The 21,469-nt window shown below is 48.1% G+C and carries 20 protein-coding genes; 10 read left to right on the top strand and 10 right to left on the bottom strand.

What is annotated here, in order from left to right; all coding sequences use genetic code 11:
* Positions 1–11: 11 nt before the first annotated feature.
* Positions 12–590: a DUF1285 domain-containing protein gene (locus J7439_RS10020; protein ID WP_353623035.1), complete on the bottom strand. Its 579-nt coding sequence runs from the start codon at positions 588–590 to the stop codon at positions 12–14.
* A gap of 197 nt (positions 591–787) precedes the next feature.
* On the opposite strand from J7439_RS10020, the gene J7439_RS10015 reads away from it, so the two are divergent.
* On the top strand, positions 788–1,723 hold the full coding sequence (locus tag J7439_RS10015) for a YiiX/YebB-like N1pC/P60 family cysteine hydrolase (protein ID WP_209201681.1): 936 nt from the start codon (positions 788–790) through the stop codon (positions 1,721–1,723).
* Positions 1,724–2,243: 520 nt separating this feature from the next.
* Here the strand turns inward: J7439_RS10015 and J7439_RS10010 are convergent.
* A complete protein-coding gene (locus J7439_RS10010) occupies positions 2,244–2,522 on the bottom strand; it encodes a 4a-hydroxytetrahydrobiopterin dehydratase (protein ID WP_209201680.1) in 279 nt (92 codons plus the stop codon).
* 78 nt (positions 2,523–2,600) lie between these two features.
* Between J7439_RS10010 and J7439_RS26445 the strand changes: the two genes are divergently transcribed.
* Positions 2,601–2,732 (top strand): hypothetical protein, encoded by a 132-nt coding sequence (locus J7439_RS26445; protein ID WP_286198275.1) that lies wholly within the window; start codon positions 2,601–2,603, stop codon positions 2,730–2,732.
* 34 nt (positions 2,733–2,766) lie between these two features.
* On the opposite strand, the gene J7439_RS10005 is transcribed toward J7439_RS26445, so the two are convergent.
* Positions 2,767–3,162 (bottom strand): hypothetical protein, encoded by a 396-nt coding sequence (locus tag J7439_RS10005; protein ID WP_066016598.1) that lies wholly within the window; start codon positions 3,160–3,162, stop codon positions 2,767–2,769.
* Positions 3,163–3,537: 375 nt separating this feature from the next.
* Here J7439_RS10005 and aat point away from each other — a divergent pair, with 375 nt between their 5' ends.
* From aat to infA, 3 genes are all read left to right on the top strand, one after another.
* Complete coding sequence (aat, locus tag J7439_RS10000) at positions 3,538–4,254, top strand: leucyl/phenylalanyl-tRNA--protein transferase (protein WP_209201679.1); 717 nt, start codon at positions 3,538–3,540, stop codon at positions 4,252–4,254.
* On the top strand, positions 4,254–4,961 hold the full coding sequence (locus J7439_RS09995) for an arginyltransferase (protein ID WP_209201678.1): 708 nt from the start codon (positions 4,254–4,256) through the stop codon (positions 4,959–4,961). The genes aat and J7439_RS09995 overlap by 1 nt, the downstream gene beginning before the upstream one ends.
* 102 nt (positions 4,962–5,063) lie before the next feature.
* On the top strand, positions 5,064–5,282 hold the full coding sequence (gene infA / locus J7439_RS09990) for a translation initiation factor IF-1 (RefSeq protein WP_020583463.1): 219 nt from the start codon (positions 5,064–5,066) through the stop codon (positions 5,280–5,282).
* 37 nt (positions 5,283–5,319) lie between these two features.
* Here infA and clpA read toward each other — a convergent pair whose 3' ends face one another.
* The 3 genes from clpA to icd all read right to left on the bottom strand — a co-directional run bounded on the left by clpA (position 5,320) and on the right by icd (position 9,651).
* Positions 5,320–7,629, bottom strand: a complete 2,310-nt coding sequence (gene clpA, locus J7439_RS09985; RefSeq protein ID WP_209201677.1) for an ATP-dependent Clp protease ATP-binding subunit ClpA — start codon at positions 7,627–7,629, stop codon at positions 5,320–5,322.
* Positions 7,630–7,649: 20 nt separating this feature from the next.
* Positions 7,650–8,006: an ATP-dependent Clp protease adapter ClpS gene (gene clpS, locus J7439_RS09980; protein ID WP_101748546.1), complete on the bottom strand. Its 357-nt coding sequence runs from the start codon at positions 8,004–8,006 to the stop codon at positions 7,650–7,652.
* A gap of 388 nt (positions 8,007–8,394) precedes the next feature.
* Complete coding sequence (icd, locus tag J7439_RS09975; RefSeq protein ID WP_209201676.1) at positions 8,395–9,651, bottom strand: NADP-dependent isocitrate dehydrogenase; 1,257 nt, start codon at positions 9,649–9,651, stop codon at positions 8,395–8,397.
* 311 nt (positions 9,652–9,962) lie between these two features.
* Here icd and mnmA point away from each other — a divergent pair, with 311 nt between their 5' ends.
* The 4 genes from mnmA (at position 9,963) to J7439_RS09955 (ending at position 14,969) form a co-directional block, all read left to right on the top strand.
* Positions 9,963–11,084 carry a tRNA 2-thiouridine(34) synthase MnmA gene (mnmA, locus tag J7439_RS09970; RefSeq protein ID WP_353623034.1) on the top strand — a complete coding sequence of 374 codons (1,122 nt, stop codon included), beginning with the start codon at positions 9,963–9,965 and terminating at the stop codon, positions 11,082–11,084.
* Between the two features lie 57 nt (positions 11,085–11,141).
* Positions 11,142–11,753 (top strand): high frequency lysogenization protein HflD, encoded by a 612-nt coding sequence (hflD, locus tag J7439_RS09965; protein ID WP_209201675.1) that lies wholly within the window; start codon positions 11,142–11,144, stop codon positions 11,751–11,753.
* Positions 11,754–11,927: 174 nt separating this feature from the next.
* Positions 11,928–13,298 carry an adenylosuccinate lyase gene (gene purB, locus J7439_RS09960; RefSeq protein WP_209201674.1) on the top strand — a complete coding sequence of 457 codons (1,371 nt, stop codon included), beginning with the start codon at positions 11,928–11,930 and terminating at the stop codon, positions 13,296–13,298.
* 162 nt (positions 13,299–13,460) lie between these two features.
* The gene (locus J7439_RS09955) at positions 13,461–14,969 is read left to right on the top strand and encodes a hypothetical protein (protein WP_209201673.1); all 1,509 of its coding nucleotides are present in this window, start codon (positions 13,461–13,463) and stop codon (positions 14,967–14,969) included.
* Positions 14,970–15,060: 91 nt separating this feature from the next.
* Here the strand turns inward: J7439_RS09955 and J7439_RS09950 are convergent, their stop codons facing one another.
* From J7439_RS09950 to J7439_RS09940, 4 genes are all read right to left on the bottom strand, one after another.
* Positions 15,061–17,244, bottom strand: a complete 2,184-nt coding sequence (locus tag J7439_RS09950; RefSeq protein ID WP_209201672.1) for a malate synthase G — start codon at positions 17,242–17,244, stop codon at positions 15,061–15,063.
* A 151-nt stretch (positions 17,245–17,395) separates the two neighbouring features.
* A complete protein-coding gene (locus J7439_RS09945) occupies positions 17,396–18,571 on the bottom strand; it encodes an alpha-hydroxy acid oxidase (protein WP_209201671.1) in 1,176 nt (391 codons plus the stop codon).
* A 171-nt stretch (positions 18,572–18,742) separates the two neighbouring features.
* Complete coding sequence (locus J7439_RS26440) at positions 18,743–18,874, bottom strand: hypothetical protein (RefSeq protein WP_269674385.1); 132 nt, start codon at positions 18,872–18,874, stop codon at positions 18,743–18,745.
* Positions 18,875–19,059: 185 nt separating this feature from the next.
* Positions 19,060–19,992 (bottom strand): LysR family transcriptional regulator, encoded by a 933-nt coding sequence (locus tag J7439_RS09940; protein WP_209201670.1) that lies wholly within the window; start codon positions 19,990–19,992, stop codon positions 19,060–19,062.
* A gap of 138 nt (positions 19,993–20,130) precedes the next feature.
* Between J7439_RS09940 and aceA the strand changes: the two genes are divergently transcribed.
* On the top strand, positions 20,131–21,447 hold the full coding sequence (gene aceA / locus J7439_RS09935) for an isocitrate lyase (RefSeq protein ID WP_209201669.1): 1,317 nt from the start codon (positions 20,131–20,133) through the stop codon (positions 21,445–21,447).
* Positions 21,448–21,469: the final 22 nt, after the last annotated feature.

Here is a 21,469-nt window from a genome sequence, read left to right as displayed (position 1 = left end):
ATGAGGGTGGTTCAGCCACCCTCAACAACTCCCAGGGAATAGTCTTTCCCCTGGCTGCGAATGCTTAACTCTATTCCCTCAGCCACCCGGGTTTCAACGGCCTCTCCCACTAACTGGTAAAACACATTGCGATTTACCAATGCATCCAGCTGATCTCTAACCCGGATATAAGGAACGAACTCTCCGGTCTTCATACTTTTGATCATTTTCAAACCGTGTTCATTGCTTAGCACTACCTCATCACCAACATTGGTGGTAAACAGGTATTCGGGACCATTCGCACCATCCCGAACCTCTGCTGAAACCACGACAAATGGCGCATCATCCACCCGAATTCTTACTTTTTCTACCGGAGTAACCAGGTAGTAATGGCCATCATCATCATGCCTGAGAACTGAAGCAAACAGCTTCACCATTGATTCCCTGCCAATGGGGGAGCCATTGTAGTGCCAACGGCCATCCCGACTGATGCGCATATCAATATCACCACAGAAAGGAGGGTTCCAGCTGTGTACAGGAGGTAATCCTTTTTTCTTATTCAAAAACTGCAGATTTGCCACAATATTGTCCGGCTTTGATTCATTGTTCACAAAGCATACTCCCATGCTTGCTGGCTATTCAGCCCATTATTATGCCTTATTTGGTAATAACAGCTTTTTGATGTTTTTCAGGGTGCTTGCCATCAAGCAGATGAACACATGAAAAAATGTCAAATTTATCTCAATTCATAATGTCAAGAATAACCAATGCTAACATAAAGAAATAAAGATTGGCTCAGGACTGGAGTATGGAACTCTTCAAAATGGTTGCGGGATGCCTTACAGACTGGCTAAGCCACAACGTTCAGGAAAGAACAAGCCCCCTGTGTGATTTTGAACGTGTCAGGCATGAAATTAAGCCCTGCGATGTTCTGTTGGTTGAAGGAAGATCCAGAGTCAGTCGGGTTATTAAGCAAACCACTCAGAGCCCCTGGTCCCATGCCATGCTTTACCTTGGCCGCCTTCACGATATTGAGGATGACAGAATTCGCCAGATTGTCAGTGAATCCTATGGCGGCTCCCCTGATGAACAACTGATTATTGAGAGTGAACTGGGAATTGGTACCGCTATCCAGCCCCTGAAAAACTATGAAGGGGAGCATTTGCGGATATGCCGACCCAAAGGGCTGAGCTACAGCGACAGCCAGAAAGTCATACACTACGCAACCAGCCGTCTGGGTATGGATTACAATGTCAGGCAGATTCTTGATCTTGCCCGGTTCTTCTTCCCCTACTCTTTTCTGCCCAGAAGGCTTGGCTCCACGTTATTTCAGCATTCTCCGGGTCAGGAAACAAAAACAGTCTGCTCAACCATGATTGCTGAAGCCTTTAGTTTTATCCACTTTCCCATCCTGCCCCTGGTTAAACACGATGGCGATGCCGGCGTACAACTCTTTCAACGAAATCCAAAGCTTTGCACGCCCCGTGACTTCGATTACTCCCCCTACTTTCAGATTATCAAGTATCCATTTCTCGATTACAGTCATCACGCAGATTATCGACTATTGCCCTGGCATGGTCAGAGGGTGCTGGAGGGTCGAGAAGCGGATTTTTATATGTCTTCCCAGCAAATTGAGCAGCTACAGAAAGAAAGCACTGTGGATCATGAGGTTTTGGGTGATGTGGCCTCCCTCTCTCCTGACAAGAAAAGTAGTGGTGAGAGCGGTTCCGTTTCAACTCACTGACCACTCCAGGCGCATGCTACTTAATCATTTTCTGGGTTTTTGATGCATAACTAACGAAACATCATGCATTCTCAGACAATGCCAACTTGCTCTTCGCCTGACCAGCTAAAGATCTTTAAGAGCCTCGTGGATCAAAGGCTGAAACATAAAAGACTGCAAAAAAGAAACCCGCGATTCTGGGGGAAGAATACACGGGCTAAGACCATTAGGAGTGAAACATAGGTACACAATCCAAGTACCAAGGCCATTACTGACCTAGACTGATCTGATCGTAGGGGGAAGTCGATCAAACCAGCATCGTAAGTATGATTCAGAATCAAAATACGTCCATTGAAGATTAAGATCATTTTATAATATTAAGAGAAATTCAAAGAAATCAATAGCTCACGGCTCACGTTCGCCATTAGGGCGCGGAATTTTAAGCAAGGAGAACCACTCTCAAAACATGAGGACGCAGGGCGCTGATTCATGAACACTGAAACGGAGCTAACTCTGGGCAGAATACCCAGAGCCAGGAGAATCAGGAAACGGGGGCATTCATCTGTTCATATAAAGTATCGCAGCGCTGTGCCAATGCCCGATCAATAGCCAGCACGCCACTACCCTCATCGGATTGATGGGTTCCCCAGGCAATAGTCACCTTGCCCCACTCAATAACAATTCGCGGATGGTGGACATGAGCTTCAGCCAGACAGGCAATGGCGTTACAGAATGCCAAAGCTCGAGAGTATTTTTTAAAGCCGAAGGATTTTTCAATATGATCAATGTTGTCATACTGACAGGAAACCCAGTCATTCATACGTGCACTCCTGTTATTGAATAAAAACCGAAGTTCAGTCTAATTCAAATATAAGGGGATGGCATCAGAAATGCAGGTATGAAAATTGTCTGGTCATGCTATGGAGAAAGCGCACAGACCCGGCGAGGCAGTTATACCTGCGAGAAGCATGTGGTGCCTTACCGGCAACAACCCAAAGCATGGGGTGAGCAGTTGCCGGATGCCTACTGAACTGCCAGGAGTCACCAGTAATCCAGGTTAGGAATTACGCCTTCTCAGTTTCTGCTTCAGCCTCTTCAGACTTCAGCTGCTCAAGCTCCTGAGTTGCGGTATTCAGCTGCTGGGTAAGCTGCTTTTGTTTGGTTTTCAGGCCACTGTTTTCACCAGTAAGCGTGCGATTCTGCTCCTGAAGACGCTTGATCTGCTTCTTCATTCGATCAGGATTGCTGGCTCTCAGATCTTTCAGTTCATTTTCCATGTTTTTCAGCTGGGCAGCAGCTTTTTCAGCTTTCTTCTCGGCAGTTTCCAGGCGCGATTTGAGCTGGCTTACTTCCCGGTTGTGTTGCTCTGTAATTTCAATAAGAGCTGCCAGGCGTTGCTGTTCAATGATATCCATTTCACTGCTTGTATCAATGCTTCCGCCCATGCTCAGGGTACCCATAGATTCGATTACCTCCGGGGAGTTTTATAAGATAGGAATTAATAAAAAGCTTCCACCAGCGCGAGGGTTACGCACTGAAGCGAGAAAAATATTAAGAAGATATGAGTTATTCTTCATTAAGCGGCTGGTTAAAAGCAGAATATCAGTAGACTAGGTGGCGGAGTCTAATACATAAAAAGACATATTGAAAGGCTTATCTGAAAAATGAACAGATAACTTTGCCTGTTCAGGGGGATTTTTTACCAAATTGCAGCCATACATGGCTAACTTGCAAATTCATGGGCTAAGCCCGGGTTATAGGGTATTCTGATGGGAGCAGTAATCCTGATACCGCACCAATGCATTCAACAGCTTGATAAAACAACACGTTAGACAATGCCTGAGACAATAACACTTTTGCCGGATCATGTTATCGGCTTCCCTCCCCTTGAGCATGCGCTTGAACAGCCGGATGGGCTTTTGGCTATTGGGGGTAATCTTGAGGTGGACACTTTGGTAATGGCTTATCAGCAAGGCATTTTTCCCTGGTTTAATGAGGGCGACCCTATTTTATGGTGGTCACCCTCCCCACGGATGGTGTTGAAACCGGGAGAGCTGTATTTATCCCGATCATTACGCAAACTGCTGAGAAAAGGGCTCTACCAGGTTACTTTTGATTACGACTTTGCTGAGGTTATAACGGCCTGCTCAAGTATCCGCAGGGACTCAGAAGGAACCTGGATTACTGATGAGATGATTGACGCCTACACTGCTTTGCATGATGCCGGGCATGCACACTCTGTTGAGGTCTGGCAACAAGACAGGCTGGTTGGAGGGCTTTACGGGGTAGCTCAAGGGCGCATTTTTTTCGCGGAATCCATGTTCAGCCGAGAGAACAATACTTCTAAAATTGCCATGACAGCCCTTTCTGAACAACTTTCAGCCTGGCAGTTTGAACTGATTGATTGTCAGGTCTATTCAGACCATTTGGACTCTCTTGGGGCAAAATTGATTTCAAGATCCAGATTTGTAGATTATTTGGACCGCTATTGCTCACAGACACCTTCCTGTTCAGACTGGAAACAGGAATGGCAATGGAATGACTTTCGATAATGAGCCAGTATAAAAATATCAAATTTTATGCCACACAACCCCATGAATGCAGTTACCTGCCAGAGGAGCAGGCAACCACACTATTTATGGATCCAGAAATTCCGCTGAATAAAGAGCTGTGCAGTGATCTTGCCGACGTTGGATTTCGACGAAGTGGCCAGCATATTTACCGCCCACACTGTAACCGCTGCAGGGCCTGCATACCGGCAAGAATCCCCGTAGATACCTTTCAAATGAGAAGAACGCAGCGAAAGACCTGGAATCGCAACTCTACACTCAGGGTTGCCAAAGTGTCTGCAGACTTTCAGGATGAGCATTACCTGCTCTATGAAAAGTATATCAATCAATGCCACCAGGATGGTGATATGTATCCTGCAACGATTGAACAGTACACCTCTTTTCTGGTTGAAAGCACCGAATTTACCGCATTTTATGAGTTCCGTCTGGACGGACAACTGCTTGCGGTATCGGTGGTAGATCATTTACGCAACAGTCTTTCCGCAATTTACACCTTTTACGATCCGGATTGCTCACAACGCAGCCTTGGTCGATATTGTATTTTATGGCTTATCGATCATACCAGAAAACTCGGGCTACCCTATCTCCATCTGGGTTATTGGATCCGGAAATGCCAGAAAATGAATTACAAAATTGAATACCGTCCTGTGGAGCTTTATGTCAGTCAGGAATGGCGACAATTGAAATAATACGACTGACAGTAAAGGGTGCTTTGCTTTACCAATTGTTTTCAGGCAGAATGCCCAACAAAATTAACCAAGCCGTACCAACCCCTTTGAGGTAGTTATTTAATGGCAAAAGAAGAGAGTCTGGAAATGGAGGGTGTCGTTATTGACACCCTTCCTAATACGATGTTTCGTGTAGAACTGGAAAATGGCCATGTTGTTACCGCGCACATCTCCGGAAAAATGCGCAAGAACTACATCCGCATTCTGACTGGCGACCGGGTAAAGGTAGAACTGACGCCATACGACCTGACGAAAGGCCGTATCACTTACCGTTCTCGCTAACAGCGGTGCTCACCCCTGAGCACCTACCCGTTGTCTTCTAACCTGCCTCACCATCAATTGCCTCCAGATCGGAAGCACGGCTTTTCGCTGCCTCAAACTTGAGGTACAACTCTCCCTTGCGAACAGTTACTTTTACATTGCCCCCATGCTCAGCAAGCTTTCCGAACAGAATTTGTTCCGCCATGGGCTTTTTCAAGTGCTCCTGAATAACCCGCCCCATAGGCCTTGCTCCCATCTGGCGATCAAACCCTTTCTCCGCCAGCCAGCTGCGGGCCTTGTCATCAACATCCAGCTGCACGCGCTTCTCATCCAGCTGAGCCTGGAGCTCAGTGAGGAATTTATCAACCACATGCTTGATAATTTCATCATTGAGTGAGGCAAAGGGAATAATGGCATCCAGACGATTTCTGAATTCAGGCGTGAAGGTTTTCTTAATGGCCTCATTGCCGTCAGTGGTATGATCCTGCTCAAGAAAGCCCATGGAGCTTCTGGTCATGTTTTCAGCACCCGCATTGGTGGTCATGATCAGAATCACATTTCGAAAATCAGCCTTACGACCATTGTTGTCCGTCAGGGTGCCATGATCCATAACCTGCAGTAACAGGTTAAACACATCGGAGTGGCCTTTCTCTATTTCATCGAGCAACAGCACACAGTGCGGCGTTTTATTGATGGCCTCAGTTAACAGACCGCCCTGGTCAAACCCGACATAACCCGGGGGTGCCCCTATAAGGCGTGAGACAGTGTGGGCTTCCATATACTCAGACATATCAAAGCGCACGAGCTCAATACCCAGGGCCTTTGCCAGTTGGCGACAAACTTCTGTTTTGCCGACACCGGTTGGTCCGGAAAACAGGAAAGAGCCAACTGGTTTTTCAGGTGCCTTGAGGCCTGCTCTTGAAAGCTTGATAGCCGTTGATAATGAAGTGATCGCCTCGTCCTGTCCGAACACCACCATTTTCAGATTGCGCTCAAGCTTGCCAAGCAATTCCTTGTCAGAGGAAGAGACTGACTTTGGCGGAATCCTGGCCATCTTGGCGACAATCCTTTCCACATCATCGACATCAATAACTTTTTTCCGTTCGGACTCAGGTTGAAGCCTCTGATACGCCCCTGCTTCATCAATAACATCAATGGCTTTATCGGGCATGTGACGGTCATTGATGTAGCGGTCTGCCAGTTCGGCTGCTGCTTTCAGGGCTTCATCCTGATACTTGATAGCATGATGCTCTTCGAATTTCTTTTTTAGTCCCAGCAGTATCTGGAAGGTGTCTTCAACATTGGGTTCGACAATATCCACTTTCTGGAATCTTCTTGCCAGTGCCCGATCTTTTTCAAAGATCCCACGAAACTCCTGGAATGTGGTAGAACCGATACAGCGCAGCTCGCCAGAAGTCAGCATTGGCTTCAGAAGGTTTGAGGCATCCATCACTCCACCAGATGCTGCACCTGCACCAATGATGGTATGAATTTCATCGATAAAGAGAATTGCATGATCCAGTTTCTTAAGTTCACTCAGTAACTGCTTGAAACGCTTTTCAAAATCACCGCGATACTTGGTCCCGGCCAGAAGCGAACCCAGGTCGAGGGAGTAAACAACAGCCTTGGATAAAACCTCAGGCACGTCACCATCAACAATCCGACGGGCCAAACCTTCAGCAATGGCCGTTTTCCCTACCCCGGCCTCGCCAACCAGTAAAGGGTTGTTTTTCCGCCGACGGGTAAGAATCTGGCAGACCCGCTCTACTTCTTCAGCCCGACCAACCAGGGGATCAATTCTGCCGAGACGCGCCTGATCATTCAGATCAGTGGCATACAGTTTGAGGGGGTTCTTGCTGCTGCCACCACTGCTACTCTCCGGCTCCATATCATCGGACAGATCATGACCAAGCTCTTCGAGCTCCTGACCCGGCGTCTTGGATATTCCGTGGGCAATAAAATTAACAACGTCTATGCGGGCCACATCCTGTTGCTTCAGGAAGTAAACAGCCTGACTTTCCTGCTCACTGAAAATAGCGACCAGTACATTAGCACCGGTAACTTCCTTTTTACCGGAGCTTTGCACATGAAAAACAGCACGCTGCAGTACTCGCTGAAAGCCAAGTGTTGGCTGCGTTTCACGCTCATGGTCATCGTCGGGGATTAATGGGGTCGTTGAGCTGACAAACTCAGTGAGATCCTGGCGAAGTTTATGAAGATCAATTCCGCAGGAAACCAGGACTCTGGCTGCGGATTCATTATCAAGCAAGGCAAGTAAAAGATGCTCAACCGTCATGAATTCATGACGATTATCGCGGGCGTCTTTAAATGCATTATTCAGTGTTGCTTCGAGGTCTTTGTTAAGCATATGGTGTAACCTTGAAAACGCTAATCGGCCTTTTCTGTCTTGCACAGCAGGGGATGGTCGTTTTCTCTGGAATATTCATTAACCTGCTGAGCCTTGGTTTCCGCGACATCCTTGCTGTATACACCACAAACGGCTTTTCCCTGGGTATGTACCATCAGCATAATTTGAGTCGCCTTCCCTTCTGGCATACTGAAAAACTTCTCCAGTACCTCAACAACGAAATCCATTGGTGTAAAATCATCATTCAGGAGCAAGACCTGATACATGGGAGGGGGAGCCAGTCTGGTTTTTTCCGGAACGACTGCAACGCTCAGATCACCTTCCTGTTCCTCTCCCTCTTTTTGCAAGCTTAGACGAAACAGTTCGAGATTACTCATGGTTTTATGACTGCCAACCTTCGATTTGTAACTTCACTGTCTGGTAACCAACAGCACACTCATGGCACCGCAAGTATTTACTACTGCCAATCATAAAAGCTAATCATAAAAACAACGAGCACAAAATACTGATCGGCACGGTTTACAGACATTTGATGACAGAAGATAAATTAGTGCACACCTACTAAGAAATTGACAAATTTGCCAGGATTTCTCTTCTCATTCTAAAGATACTGGAGCAAATCACAATGGCCGACTTTCGAAAATTGATCGGGCGACTGACAACAAAAGGAGATAAACGTGGAAAGTACAATAAAAAAAGGGGGGATAAAATATTAAAGCCGAAAATGAATTTCCGGCTTTAACTGATGAAAAGTTAACTGAAAACTTACATGTGGTTAATTATTTCATCGGCAAACTCAGAGCACTTGACTAACGTTGCGCCCTCCATCAGTCGCTCAAAATCATAGGTAACGGTCTTGGCACCGATAGCACCATCCATACCCTTGATAATGAGATCTGCCGCCTCATTCCAACCCAGGTGACGAAGCATCATTTCAGCAGAAAGAATGACGGAACCGGGGTTGACCTTATCCTGGCCTGCATACTTTGGAGCAGTACCATGAGTGGCTTCAAAGACGGCCGTTGGCGCACCGATATTCGCACCAGGAGCAATACCGATACCACCAACCTGGGCAGCAAGCGCATCAGAAATGTAGTCGCCATTCAGATTCAAGGTGGCAATGACATCATACTCTGCCGGGCGCAGGAGAATCTGCTGCAGGAAAGCGTCAGCAATCACATCCTTGATGACAATATCTTCACCGGTATTCGGGTTTTTGACAGTGTGCCATGGACCACCATCAAGAGGCTGGCCGCCGAAGTATTCAACAGCCGTCTGATAACCCCAATCCTTGAAGGCACCTTCCGTAAACTTCATGATATTACCCTTGTGAACCAGGGTAACGGATTTACGGTTGTTATCGATAGCAAACTGAATTGCCTGCTTCACCAGACGCTCGGTGCCCTCTTTTGAAACAGGCTTGACACCAATACCGCAGTCTTGCTCAAACCGGATTTTGGTAACGCCCATGTCATTGCGCAGGAAGTTGATCAGCTTTTCGGCTTCGGCACTGCCAGCCTGCCACTCGATACCCGCATAGATATCTTCCGAGTTTTCACGGAAGATAACCATGTCGGTTTTTTCAGGTTCTTTTACCGGGCTTGGCACACCCTTGAACCAGCGCACAGGACGAATGCAGGCGAACAGGTCCAGCTCCTGACGAAGAGCCACATTAAGCGAGCGAATACCACCACCAACCGGCGTTGTCAGAGGGCCTTTAATACTGACCACATACTCTTTGAGAGCCTCAAGCGTTTCTTCCGGAAGCCAGGTATTATCATCGTAAACCTGAGTAGCCTTCTCACCGCAGAAAACTTCCATCCACTCAATTTTACGCTGCCCTTTGTAGGCATTCTTTACAGCAGCATCAACAACTTTCAGCATCGCTGGTGAAACGTCAGCACCAATACCGTCACCTTCAATATAAGGAATGACAGGGGTATCGGGAACATTCAGGGAGAGGTCCTCGTTGACAGTGATTTTGTCACCGTTGGCAGGCACCTTGATCTTTTGGTATCCCATTATCAACTCCGTTCTCTAATCATCGGTTTAGCCAGATCAAAGACTGGTTCAACGCTTCTTGTCGTTATTTAAAGCATGCAGCCATATCCAACAGCAATGTCAGCAGGGTAAAAGCACTGCTGACAACGGCAAGCTGACCGCACAAAAACGCGTATACCATATACCATCCTTAGCCAGGAATAAATGAAGTTTTGTTACAAAAGCGAAACCACCATCTGCATTTACCACTATAAATTTCCAGCGGTATGGCGCTTATTTAGCGGGAAAGGTAAAATGACCAGCTATTTTTTGACAGGTGGCAGTATACCCCAGTGATAAAGCATCCTTCCCAAACCAAAGTGATTGTTGGCATGTCCGGCGGTGTTGACTCGTCCGTATCCGCTTTGCTTCTGCAACAGCAGGGCTACCAGGTGGAAGGACTTTTTATGAAGAACTGGGAGGAAGATGACGGGTCTGAATACTGCACCGCAATGACCGATCTGGCCGATGCCCAGGCAGTCTGCGACAAACTTGGCATTCATTTACATAAAGCCAATTTTGCCGCTGAATACTGGGATAATGTTTTCGAACATTTTCTCAATGAATACAAAAACGGCAGAACTCCGAATCCGGATATCCTGTGCAATAAAGAGATCAAGTTCAAAGCCTTTCTGGATTACGCATTCACCCTCGGCAGCGATTACATAGCGATGGGGCATTACTGCCGTCGCGTGGACCGTGACGGCCATAGCTATCTGGTAAAAGGGGTTGATAATAGTAAGGATCAAACCTACTTCCTCCATGCGGTAAGCGAACAACAGATTGCCCGCACTCTCTTTCCGGTCGGTGACCTGGAAAAAACTGAAGTTCGACGCATTGCCGAAGAACACGGTCTGATTACCCATAACAAAAAGGACAGCACCGGCATCTGCTTCATCGGTGAGCGCCGATTCAAGGACTTTTTGCAGCAGTACCTGCCAGCACAACCTGGCGTTATTGAAACGGAAGATGGCAAGGTGATTGGTGAACACTCGGGCTTGATGTACCACACCATTGGCCAGAGACAGGGGCTGGGGATCGGCGGACTGAAAAATGCCGATGAAGCGCCCTGGTATGTACTTGATAAAGACCTTGAAAGAAATGTGCTGATCGCCGGTCAGGGTAAAGATCACCCCCTGCTCTTCTCAGATAGTCTGACCTGCTCGCATATCGACTGGGTTTCAGGAAAAGCACCACAGATGCCCTGCCAGCTCAAGGCAAAAGTGCGTTATCGTCAGCAAGATCAGGGCTGCACGCTTATCCGGGAAGCCAACGGTGATTACCGGGTTACCTTTGATCAGCCGCAACGGGCAGTTACCCCGGGCCAGTCGGTGGTCTTTTATGATGACCTTTATGGTGAGAATGTGTGCCTTGGCGGCGGTGTTATTGAAACACGGGCACAAGCATCGGCTTGATCTTCAAGAAACTGAAAACCTTATCAACGACAACGGAAATCCCAGAGAAGAAGATTGGTGCGATATTCTACAAAGGACCAGGCGGCTGCATTATCTGGCGTGTTCCAGGCCGCAGAGTTGGTAGACAAGCTGGCCAGAACCGGGCAGTGGAGTGAAGAGGCTCTGACCCCATCCATCCACAGCATTTTTGTCACCTCGCCGGATGATGTTTCCCAGGTTTACGGTGGTTTCAATGGTCTGTCCATGGGGCGAAAAACCCTGGAGTCCGTGTTAAGCAGGGACAGCTCCGCGATTCAGGGGGATGTTATCCGTTATGCTCTGGCCCTGATTCACATTGAGAAAAAGCTGAGTAGTAACCGGAAGATGCTGAGCACCATCGGTGAGCGTCTCAACAGAACCAAAGAACAGGTCGAACATTTTGGCATGCTGCATGACAATGTAATTGCCAGCCTGGCCAGCATCTACCTGGATACCATCAGCACCTTTAAAACCCGGATACAGGTGGCTGGCGATATGCGTCACCTGCAGAACCCGGTTAACGCTAACCGGATCAGAGCCATCCTGCTGGCCGGCATCCGTTCTGCCGCCCTCTGGCGTCAGTGTGGTGGCAGTCGCTGGCACCTGTTCATCAGCCGAAGCAAGTTACTTGATGGCCTCAAGCGACTGTAATAGCCGAATTTCAAAGGGCACCTCCCGATGCCTGACCCATCCACTGCACCGGAAAGCGGCCAGTGATCTCCCTCCTGATCAGCATTCTGCGTCAGGCCAACCGGCCAATGATTAGAATCTGACAGAGGGATCCGTTATCATGCGCCCTTTTCCCCCGAGCTTAAGGCATAAAACATGGAGCTGAATGCACTGACCGCCGTCTCTCCCATTGATGGACGTTATGGTGATAAGACCCAATCCCTCAGAACCATTTTCAGTGAATATGGACTGATCCGTTTTAGGGTTGCGGTGGAGGTTCACTGGTTACAATCTCTGGCCAGCCATTCTGCCATTACCGAGGTTCCGGCACTGTCTGAACCAGCCAGCCAGCTGCTGAACAGTCTGGTCAGTGGTTTCTCCATGGCCGAAGCTGAGCGGGTTAAAGAGATTGAGCGCACCACCAACCACGATGTGAAAGCGGTAGAGTACCTGATCAAAGAGCGCTTTCAGGGTAATGATGAGCTATCAGCGATCAGTGAGTTTGTCCATTTTGCCTGCACATCGGAAGATATCAATAACCTCGCCCATGGCCTGATGCTGAAAACCGGCATGGCCGAGGCCGTCCTGCCTGAGATGCGTAACATCATCTCAGCCATTGAACAACTGGCCAGGACCCATGCCGACCAGCCCATGCTGTCCAGAACCCATGGTCAGACCGCTTCCCCGACCACCCTGGGTAAAGAGATGGCCAATGTGGCTTACCGCCTGAAGCGTCAACTGAAACAAATCGAAAGCATTATCCCCATGGGGAAAATCAATGGTGCTGTCGGCAACTACAATGCCCATCTGTCGGCCTACCCGGAAGTGAACTGGGCTGAACATGCCGAGCAGTTTGTCACCAGCCTGGGTCTGGAGTGGACCCCCTACACAACCCAAATCGAACCCCACGACTACATTGCTGAGCTTTATGATGCCATCTGCCGTTTCAACACCATTCTGATCGACTTTGACCGGGATGTCTGGGGCTATATCTCTCTGGGGTATTTCAAGCAGAAGACGGTTGCCGGTGAGGTAGGCTCTTCCACCATGCCCCACAAAGTCAACCCGATTGATTTTGAAAACTCTGAAGGCAACCTGGGCATTGCCAACGCCATTATGCAGCACCTTGCCGCCAAACTGCCGGTTTCCCGCTGGCAGCGCGACCTGACGGACTCCACCGTGCTGCGCAATATGGGCGTTGGTCTGGGCCAGAGTCTGATTGCCTATGCCGCGACCCTGAAAGGCATTGGCAAGCTGGAAGCCTCCCCTGCCCGTCTTGAGCAGGACCTTGATAACGCCTGGGAAGTACTGGCAGAGCCCATTCAAACCGTCATGCGCCGCTATGGTATAGAGCAGCCTTATGAAAAGCTTAAAGCACTGACCCGTGGTCAGGAAGGCATTACCAAAGAGACTCTGGCAACGTTTATTGATGGCCTGGAGCTTCCTGCCAATGTAAAGGCCGGGCTAAAAGCACTGACACCAGCTACTTATGTTGGTAATGCGGTAGAGCAGGCTCTGGCTATTTAACACTGACAGAGAATTGGCAAAAAGGAGAGGCAACACCGCAAGTCATAAGGTGATTATCCATTAGTTTCGGATAATCACCAAAGAAACCAATTGAGTGATCTGAACTATTTTTTTATCCGATTGTCCAAAAATTGTTATTCAAAAAACAACTGGACTCAACCCATGGACTCGACAGTTTCAGGGCAAATTCCTGATCTTTCATCAAATGCTTTTTTTACCGCAAGCCCTGGTTCTAAAGGCTTCAATTCTCAATCAACTTCCCCAGGCGGAACAGCTGTTAAAATTGTCTCTGAAGTGGCTTCCCCCCTTTCCATCACAACGTTCGAAGAATCTCCGGAATGTCTAATATGTCGTAAGGAGATTTGTCTGAATAAACGTAATATCAGTCAGCCGGAAATAACGTATTGCGAATCCCTCCACACATACCATCAAAAATGTATTATTGATTTTTACACCCGGAACCCTGACCAGCAGGCTCCCCATAAAAACCCGGATTTAAAGTGCTTTAAATGCCATAAACCAATGCCGTTAAGCATGCCCAGATGGGATGGAGAGGCTTTTATTTGCCCGATTCGCAAAAGCGAGCTGGATGCGAATACACCTTATGTTGGTCCCCCCATGACATTCTCACTGGCTGATTACCCTTTGATTGATGCGCAGGAGGTAACGGTTGCCCTGGGTTTTAAGGGAGCTCCCACCATTCGTATTCTGGACGCATCGCGAAAACCTCAAGAGGACGACCCCTTACAAGGTGACTATATTGTTTGCCATGAAAACCTGATATTAAACTGGCAAACTCATTTCCCTAACAGGGATAAACCAAGCAACTATAACTTTGCCAGACATGCTGCGGCTAGTTGGTTAAGTGATATAACCGGCGAATCTTGTCAACATCTGTTGCAAACCGTATCTGAAATCTTTCCGGAGCGCCCTGATGGCGACAAAAACACGCCATCAATTGAAATAACTTGTTCGATAGAGAGTAGCAACGACAAGAAAGTATATAGTTTTGCAAGTAATTACCCAATTTACCCCCTGGAATGGTGCAAACCTGCAACACAACGAATGGCATGTCTGGAAAAGACGAAAGACATCTCTGAATCATTCCCTGTTTTTTTAGACGGCTCAGATACTGATCAGCCAGCACAGAAACGAAAAAAAATAGAGTCCTCCACTACTGATGGCGAAAACAGAGCCAGGCATGTCTGTTCAATAGCCGACGAATGTTTAGTACAAAACTCCACACAAGACTCCGGGCAACCAATAGAAGAAAATTCCGATCCTCAACTCGATACACTCTCATTCGAGATATCTGTCACTACGCCCGGCAGCAATGATTGTCCGATTCGATGCTATGACATGAATTTTAGTAATAGCAAATCAATCAGATTTGTTTTTACAGATGACCGGTCCCCTTCAAGCCGTCTGATGCTATCTTCTCGGTATGAAGAATTCAAAACCAATTTTCAACGGGCAATGTCAAATATGGGCGAGGGTGATGAGTTGTTGGTCAGGGTAAAGCTGAAAAAACCATCTGACTCAACAAAAACTCAGGAAATGGAGCCTTCTCCTTCTGAGCCCCTCCTGGGACAGGACGACACAGATGAAATCTTTGAAGAAATGAAACGCCTTGAAAAAATAATGTTAAAAAAGATTAGGGAGAATCGTTGATCTAATAGAGAAAACGCTCTCAATTAACCTGTTAACCGGTTGATTGAGAGCGTTTTTTTTGAGCCCGGGACTCGACCGGAATAGTCAGCCTTTAAGCAGAATTAGCCGCTTTATACTCTTTTCGGCGTTGATGAAGTACAGGCTCGGTATAACCGTTAGGCTGCTCACAACCCTTGAAGACCAGGTCGCAGGCTGCTGCAAAGGCAATACTCTTATCAAAGTCTGGAGCCATGGGCCGGTAAGCGGTATCAGTGGCATTCTGCCGGTCTACAATCACAGCCATACGCTTCATGGTTTCCATTACCTGCGCTTCTGAACAGATATCATGACGAAGCCAGTTGGCAATATGCTGGCTGGAAATTCGCAGCGTGGCACGGTCTTCCATCAGGCCAACGTCGTTGATATCCGGAACCTTGGAGCAGCCAACACCCTGGTCAATCCAGCGCACCACATAGCCAAGAATTCCCTGGGCGTTATTGTCCAGCTCTTTCTGGATCAACTCTACGGATAATTTACCCGGATCGGTCATTACCGGAATTTGCAGAATGTCATCAACACTGGCTTTTTGACGACGGGACAGCGCTTCCTGACGGGCCAGAACATTAACTCTGTGATAATGAACGGCATGAAGTGTTGCGCCATTGGGCGACGGCACCCAGGCGGTGTTGGCCCCTGACAGGGGGTGTGCAATCTTCTGCTCCATCATTTTTGCCATCTCATCCGGCATCGCCCACATGCCTTTACCAATCTGAGCTTTACCGGGCAGTCCTGTATGAAGACCAATATCAACATTCTGATCTTCATAGGCCTGAATCCAGGTCGACTGTTTCATCTCCCCTTTTGGAATAACAGGGCCGGCTTCCATACTGGTATGTATTTCATCCCCGGTACGGTCCAGGAAACCGGTATTGATAAAGACAATACGATCTCTGGCCTCACGGATACACGCTTTCAGGTTTATGGAGGTTCTGCGCTCTTCATCCATAATGCCCACCTTCAAGGTGTTGGCAGGTAGATCAAGCGCCGCCTCGATACGTGAAAACAGTTTGCAGGTAAAGGCGACTTCTTCGGGACCATGCATCTTGGGCTTGACGATATAAATGCTGCCTTCCCGGGAGTTCTGCTGGTTACCTGATTTTTTCTTCAGGTCGTGGATGGCAATCAGGGAGGTGAACATACCGTCCATAATACCCTCAGGGATTTCATTACCCTGAGCATCAAGAATGGCATCATTGGTCATCAGGTGCCCGACATTTCGGACAAACATCAGGCTTCTGCCGGGTAAGACCAGCTCACTGCCGTCGGGTGCCGTGTAAATCCGGTCAGAACTCAGCTTTCGGGTCAACGGCTTGCCACCTTTAACGAAAGTATCTTCCAGATCACCTTTCATCAGTCCAAGCCAGTTGCGATATACCAGAGCCTTGTCTTCTGCATCCACTGCTGCCACGGAATCTTCGCAGTCCATTATGGTGGTAATGGCAGCCTCAACGATCAGATCCTGTACATCCGCAGCGTCATCCCTGCCGATCACACCTTCAGAATCCATCTGAATATCAATGTGTAACTCATTATTTTTCAACAGTATTGAATCGGGCTTTTCAGGTATTCCGGTATAACCACAGAATTTTTCCGGCTCTTTCAGGGATGTTATTGAACCATCCTCAAGTGAAATGGCCAGGCTGCTTTCCAGCACCTGATAGCGAACGGCGTCTTTATGGCTACCACAAGCCAATGGAGCCGCTGTATCCAGCAATTCACGACCAAACTCAATCACTTTTCTGCCACGAATCGGGTTATATCCTTTGCCCTTTTCTGCTCCTTCGCTGTCCGGAATAGCATCCGTTCCATAAAGCGCATCATACAGGCTACCCCAGCGGGCATTGGCTGCATTTAAGGCAAAGCGGGCATTCATAACAGGGACTACCAGCTGAGGCCCTGCCTGACGAGCTATTTCGCTGTCGACCTTGCTGGTGGAGATGGCAAAGTCATCCCCTTCAGGCAGCAGATAACCTGTTTCCTCAAGGAAAGACCTGTACTCAGACTTATTATCTTCGGTATAGCGGTTTTGCTGGTGCCATGCATCAATCTTCTGCTGAAGTTCATTCCGGCGGGCCAGAAGCGCTTTGTTTTCAGGGGCGAGGTCATTAACCAACGCTTCGAGGGACAGCCAGAACTTCTCCGGGTCCACACCGGTTCCCGGAACAATGTCATTTACCAGTAAATCATGGAGTACCCGAGCGATTTGCAGGCCGCCTTTCTGGATGCGTTCAGTCATTTCAACCTCACTTCCTGATCATTATTATGCAACTGACGTATACATTATGCTGTAACCATGTACAAGCACAACAATCCAACCGTCAATGTTATCGAAGCGAGAAGGTATGTCCAATTAACGCCCGCAATGACGGCTATTTATCCTGTGAATGTTAAATCGAAAATTGACCGGGAATAATCAAATTATGAGTACCCAGGCTGGAGATTTTCGTCTCACCAATCAGTGCCATGGTGGACTCAAGCTCTTTATGGATTATCTCCAGAGCCCTGGTTACACCAGCTTCACCCGCAGCACCCAGCCCATAAGCAAAGGCTCGCCCCACAAGAACCCCCTGGGCACCCAGCGCAATCGCCTTCAGTACATCCTGACCACTGCGCACACCACTATCCAGTAACACATCGACCTGCTGGTTTGCCGCTTTTGCAATACCAGCCACAGTTCTGATGGTTGAAGGTGCGCCATCCAGTTGGCGTCCACCATGGTTAGAGACCACCACTGCCTGGGCACCTGCATCAATGGTGCGATATAAGTCTTCTGTATTCAGTATTCCTTTAATGATCAAATAACCATCCCAATGATCACGAATCCATTGTATATCTTTCCAGCTTAATGAGGCATCCAACTGCTCTGATGTCCACACAGCAAGAGAACGGAGGTTGTCGACTCCTTTTGCATGACCGACAATATTCCCGAAAGTATGATGTGATGTGCAAGCCATCTTCAAACACCAGACAGGGCGATTAAGGAACTGAATCAGCGATGTGGCTGTTATCCGGGGCGGGGCTGAAAGCCTGTTTTTTACATCTTTATGCCTTTGCCCCATGATGGGCAGATCCATGGTTACCACCAGTGTTTTACAACCTGCCTTTCTGGCTCTATCCATCAGTTGCAGGGTAAAATCCCGGTCTTTAAATACATACAACTGAAACCAGAAAGGTTGATGGGTCTGTCGGGCAACATCTTCAATTGAACAAATACTCAAGCTGGACAGCGCAAAGGGAATACCAAATGCTTCAGCTGCCCTGGCAGCCAGAATCTCACCATCAGGATACTGCATTCCTGCCAACCCGACAGGAGCCAGCGCCACCGGCATTGTCACCGGAGTCTGCGCCATAAGAGATGCAGTATTTCTCTGGACTACATCTACCCCAACCCGCTGTCGAAACAGTAAATCGTTAAAATCAGAGTGATTACTGTCATAAGTCCTTTCAGACCAGGCACCTGAGTCTACGTAGTCATAGAACATTTTTGGCACACGTTTTCTGGCCAGAGCCTGTAAGTCATGAATAGAGCATATTTGTGCAAGATTTGAGTGAGCGGCAAACATAGGATCTGCCCAAATTTTGTAGAAGTCTGTTAAATCTAGCGGGCAAAAACAAATGTGCAAAACCCGGGAGCACCGTCTGGTCCGGATTCAGATTCTGTAAAGGGAAAAAAGAAAGCCCTTTTCTTTTGGGAAAAAGAAAAGGGCTTTTTCAATAACGCCTGCTCTGGCTAATCAGTCGTCCAGGACAACACCCTGCTGCTGCTCAGAGATTAACAAGTAGTATGACTCGGCGATAAATTCCTTGCACTCTTCGGCAACATCAAACAGTGCATGCTCTGCTTCCAGGTCACTCAGCCAATCCATTTTTCTCTCCAGTAATCCAACTGATTTTGTACTTCTTTAACGGAGGATAACGTCTTATTTTCCTCTTCTGTTTCGCGCAAGTCAGCGAAAGCAAGCAAATTAGAACACAGACAAACAAAGAATAACAGTAATGACTGTTAGTTTATGTTGTTAGCTGTTTATCTGCGTGAAAACAAACGACAAGGTCACTTTCCCGCCACGGATTTAATAATCTGCCTCAGCCACTGATGGGCAGAGTCATGATGCAGCAAAGGGCTCCAGGCCATGGACAGGTCAAATGATGGAATTTCAAACGGGGGCCTGACGACAGTGAGCCTGGTACTGAATCGTTCAATATCCGCAAGTCGACTGGGAAGTGTAGCGATCAGATCATTCTGGGCAGACAACAGCATCGCCACCTGATAATGACGGGTAAAAACACTGATTTTGCGTTTTTTGCCAACAGCGGCCAGCGCTTCATCGACCCAGCCCAGTCGCTGTACATCCTCAGGATTAACCCCTACGCCAATACCCATTCCGGTTTTGCTGGCCCAGATATGCTGGGATTGAAGATAGGTGTCCAGGGTAAAATCAGTCAGTATCGGGTTTTCTCTGCTCATCACACAGGAAAAATCATCCTGCCAGATCCGGGACTGATAAAACGACTGAGGCAGACTGTCAAAACGGTTAATAGCCATATCAACCCAACCTTGCTCAACGTCGTGAAAGCTCACATCACTGGGCGTCAGGACATCCAGTGTCACATTCGGAGCCAGGGAGCGAACCTGCTTCAACACCAGAGGGATCAGGGTTGATTCAGCATAATCAGAAGCCATGATCCGGAATACCCGCTGACTGGTTTCAGGATCAAACTTCTCTTTTGGCTGAATCGTTTTCTCCATGGCCAGTAATGCCTCACGAATCAGTGGCTGGAGTTCAAGTGCACGCTCTGTTGGGGTCATCCCCTCGCTGGTCCGGATTAACAGAGGATCATTAAACAACTCCCGCAGTCTGCGCAGCCCATTGCTCATGGCAGGCTGGGTAATTCCCAACTGTTCCGCGGCACGGGTTACGTTGCGCTCCCTGAGCAGAACATCCAGGTAAACCATCAAATTCAGATCAACGCGTGCAATATTCATTCTATAAATACCCGAGATAACTCTTATAAATTACCAGAATCTTTCTCAGGTGTTTAGGATATGCGACGCAAATCAAACATTTGTTTGAATTTAAACAGTCGCATAACTACACCTCGCTGTTCGGGGGAGGAAAATAAGATGGCTCGCTATAACCGCTCTGAAGAAATTGCCCGCATTGAAAAGGACTGGGCGGAGAACCCGCGCTGGAAAAATGTCAAACGAACCTACAGTGCAGAAGACGTCGTTCGTCTGAGAGGTTCTGTGAAAATCGAAAACACCATTGCCAGACAGGGTGCCGAGAAACTCTGGGACCTGGTGTATGGCAACCAGTCTAAAAAAGGTTATGTCAACTGTCTTGGTGCCCTCACTGGTGGCCAGGCAGTGCAACAGGTTAAAGCCGGCATTGAAGCGATCTACCTTTCCGGCTGGCAGGTTGCGGCAGATAATAATAGCGCCAGCACCATGTACCCTGACCAGTCTCTGTACCCGGTTGACTCCGTGCCTGCAGTGGTCAAGCGCATCAACAACAGTTTCCGTCGTGCTGATCAGATTCAGTGGAAAGCCGGCAAGCAAGCGGGTGATGAAGGCTATGTTGACATGTTTGCCCCGATTGTTGCGGACGCAGAGGCAGGCTTTGGTGGTGTACTGAACGCCTATGAGCTGATGAAGGGCATGATTGAAGCTGGTGCTGCCGGTGTACACTTTGAAGACCAGCTGGCTTCCGTTAAAAAGTGTGGTCATATGGGTGGCAAGGTACTGGTTCCCACCCAGGAAGCTGTGCAGAAATTGATTGCGGCCCGACTGGCTGCTGACGTTGCCGATGTACCCACCATTGTTCTGGCCCGTACCGATGCTAACGCGGCTGATCTGATTACCTCTGACTGCGACCCTTACGATGCAGCATTCCTGACTGGCGAAAGAACCCCTGAAGGTTTCTTCCGGACCAAGGCCGGTATTGATCAGGCTATTGCCCGTGGTCTTGCCTATGCGCCATACGCGGATCTGCTGTGGTGTGAAACCGCCACTCCAGACCTGGATGAAGCCCGTAAGTTTGCTGAAGCGATCAAGGCTGAGTACCCGGATCAACTGCTGGCTTACAACTGCTCACCCTCCTTTAACTGGAAGAAAAACCTGGACGATGAAACCATTGCCAAATTCCAGCAGGAACTGAGTCATATGGGCTACAAGTACCAGTTCATCACCCTCGCAGGCATTCATAACATGTGGTACAACATGTTTGAACTGGCTCATAACTACGCTCAGGGCGAAGGTATGAAGCATTATGTCGAGATGGTCCAGGAGCCAGAGTTTGGCGCTGCGGAAAAAGGTTACACGTTTGTTGCCCACCAACAGGAAGTTGGAACCGGCTATTTTGATGATATGACAACGGTTATCCAGGGCGGTCAGTCTTCAGTAACTGCTTTAACCGGCTCTACGGAAGAAGAGCAGTTCTAAACGGTAAAAGCTTGAGCCCCTG

Source organism: Salinisphaera sp. G21_0 (genome assembly GCF_017744115.1).
GTDB lineage: Bacteria > Pseudomonadota > Gammaproteobacteria > Pseudomonadales > Endozoicomonadaceae > Endozoicomonas.
Note: the sequence above shows the minus strand (reverse complement) of the source record. Positions and strands in the feature narration are given on the sequence as shown.

What these genes read in the sequence shown, in the direction of transcription:
- clpS (WP_101748546.1), bottom strand. Translation starts at nt 8,006, where the DNA reads ATGAGTAATCTCGAACTGTTTCGTCTAAGCTTGCAAAAAGAGGGAGAG.
- icd (WP_209201676.1), bottom strand. Translation starts at nt 9,651, where the DNA reads ATGGGATACCAAAAGATCAAGGTGCCTGCCAACGGTGACAAAATCACT.
- J7439_RS09945 (WP_209201671.1), bottom strand. Translation starts at nt 18,571, where the DNA reads ATGTTTGCCGCTCACTCAAATCTTGCACAAATATGCTCTATTCATGAC.
- infA (WP_020583463.1), top strand. Translation starts at nt 5,064, where the DNA reads ATGGCAAAAGAAGAGAGTCTGGAAATGGAGGGTGTCGTTATTGACACC.
- J7439_RS09950 (WP_209201672.1), bottom strand. Translation starts at nt 17,244, where the DNA reads ATGACTGAACGCATCCAGAAAGGCGGCCTGCAAATCGCTCGGGTACTC.
- J7439_RS09995 (WP_209201678.1), top strand. Translation starts at nt 4,254, where the DNA reads ATGAGCCAGTATAAAAATATCAAATTTTATGCCACACAACCCCATGAA.
- aceA (WP_209201669.1), top strand. Translation starts at nt 20,131, where the DNA reads ATGGCTCGCTATAACCGCTCTGAAGAAATTGCCCGCATTGAAAAGGAC.
- J7439_RS10015 (WP_209201681.1), top strand. Translation starts at nt 788, where the DNA reads ATGGAACTCTTCAAAATGGTTGCGGGATGCCTTACAGACTGGCTAAGC.
- J7439_RS09940 (WP_209201670.1), bottom strand. Translation starts at nt 19,992, where the DNA reads ATGAATATTGCACGCGTTGATCTGAATTTGATGGTTTACCTGGATGTT.
- J7439_RS09955 (WP_209201673.1), top strand. Translation starts at nt 13,461, where the DNA reads ATGGACTCGACAGTTTCAGGGCAAATTCCTGATCTTTCATCAAATGCT.
- J7439_RS26445 (WP_286198275.1), top strand. Translation starts at nt 2,601, where the DNA reads ATGAAAATTGTCTGGTCATGCTATGGAGAAAGCGCACAGACCCGGCGA.
- clpA (WP_209201677.1), bottom strand. Translation starts at nt 7,629, where the DNA reads ATGCTTAACAAAGACCTCGAAGCAACACTGAATAATGCATTTAAAGAC.
- J7439_RS10010 (WP_209201680.1), bottom strand. Translation starts at nt 2,522, where the DNA reads ATGAATGACTGGGTTTCCTGTCAGTATGACAACATTGATCATATTGAA.
- aat (WP_209201679.1), top strand. Translation starts at nt 3,538, where the DNA reads ATGCCTGAGACAATAACACTTTTGCCGGATCATGTTATCGGCTTCCCT.
- J7439_RS10005 (WP_066016598.1), bottom strand. Translation starts at nt 3,162, where the DNA reads ATGGGTACCCTGAGCATGGGCGGAAGCATTGATACAAGCAGTGAAATG.
- purB (WP_209201674.1), top strand. Translation starts at nt 11,928, where the DNA reads ATGGAGCTGAATGCACTGACCGCCGTCTCTCCCATTGATGGACGTTAT.
- J7439_RS26440 (WP_269674385.1), bottom strand. Translation starts at nt 18,874, where the DNA reads ATGGATTGGCTGAGTGACCTGGAAGCAGAGCATGCACTGTTTGATGTT.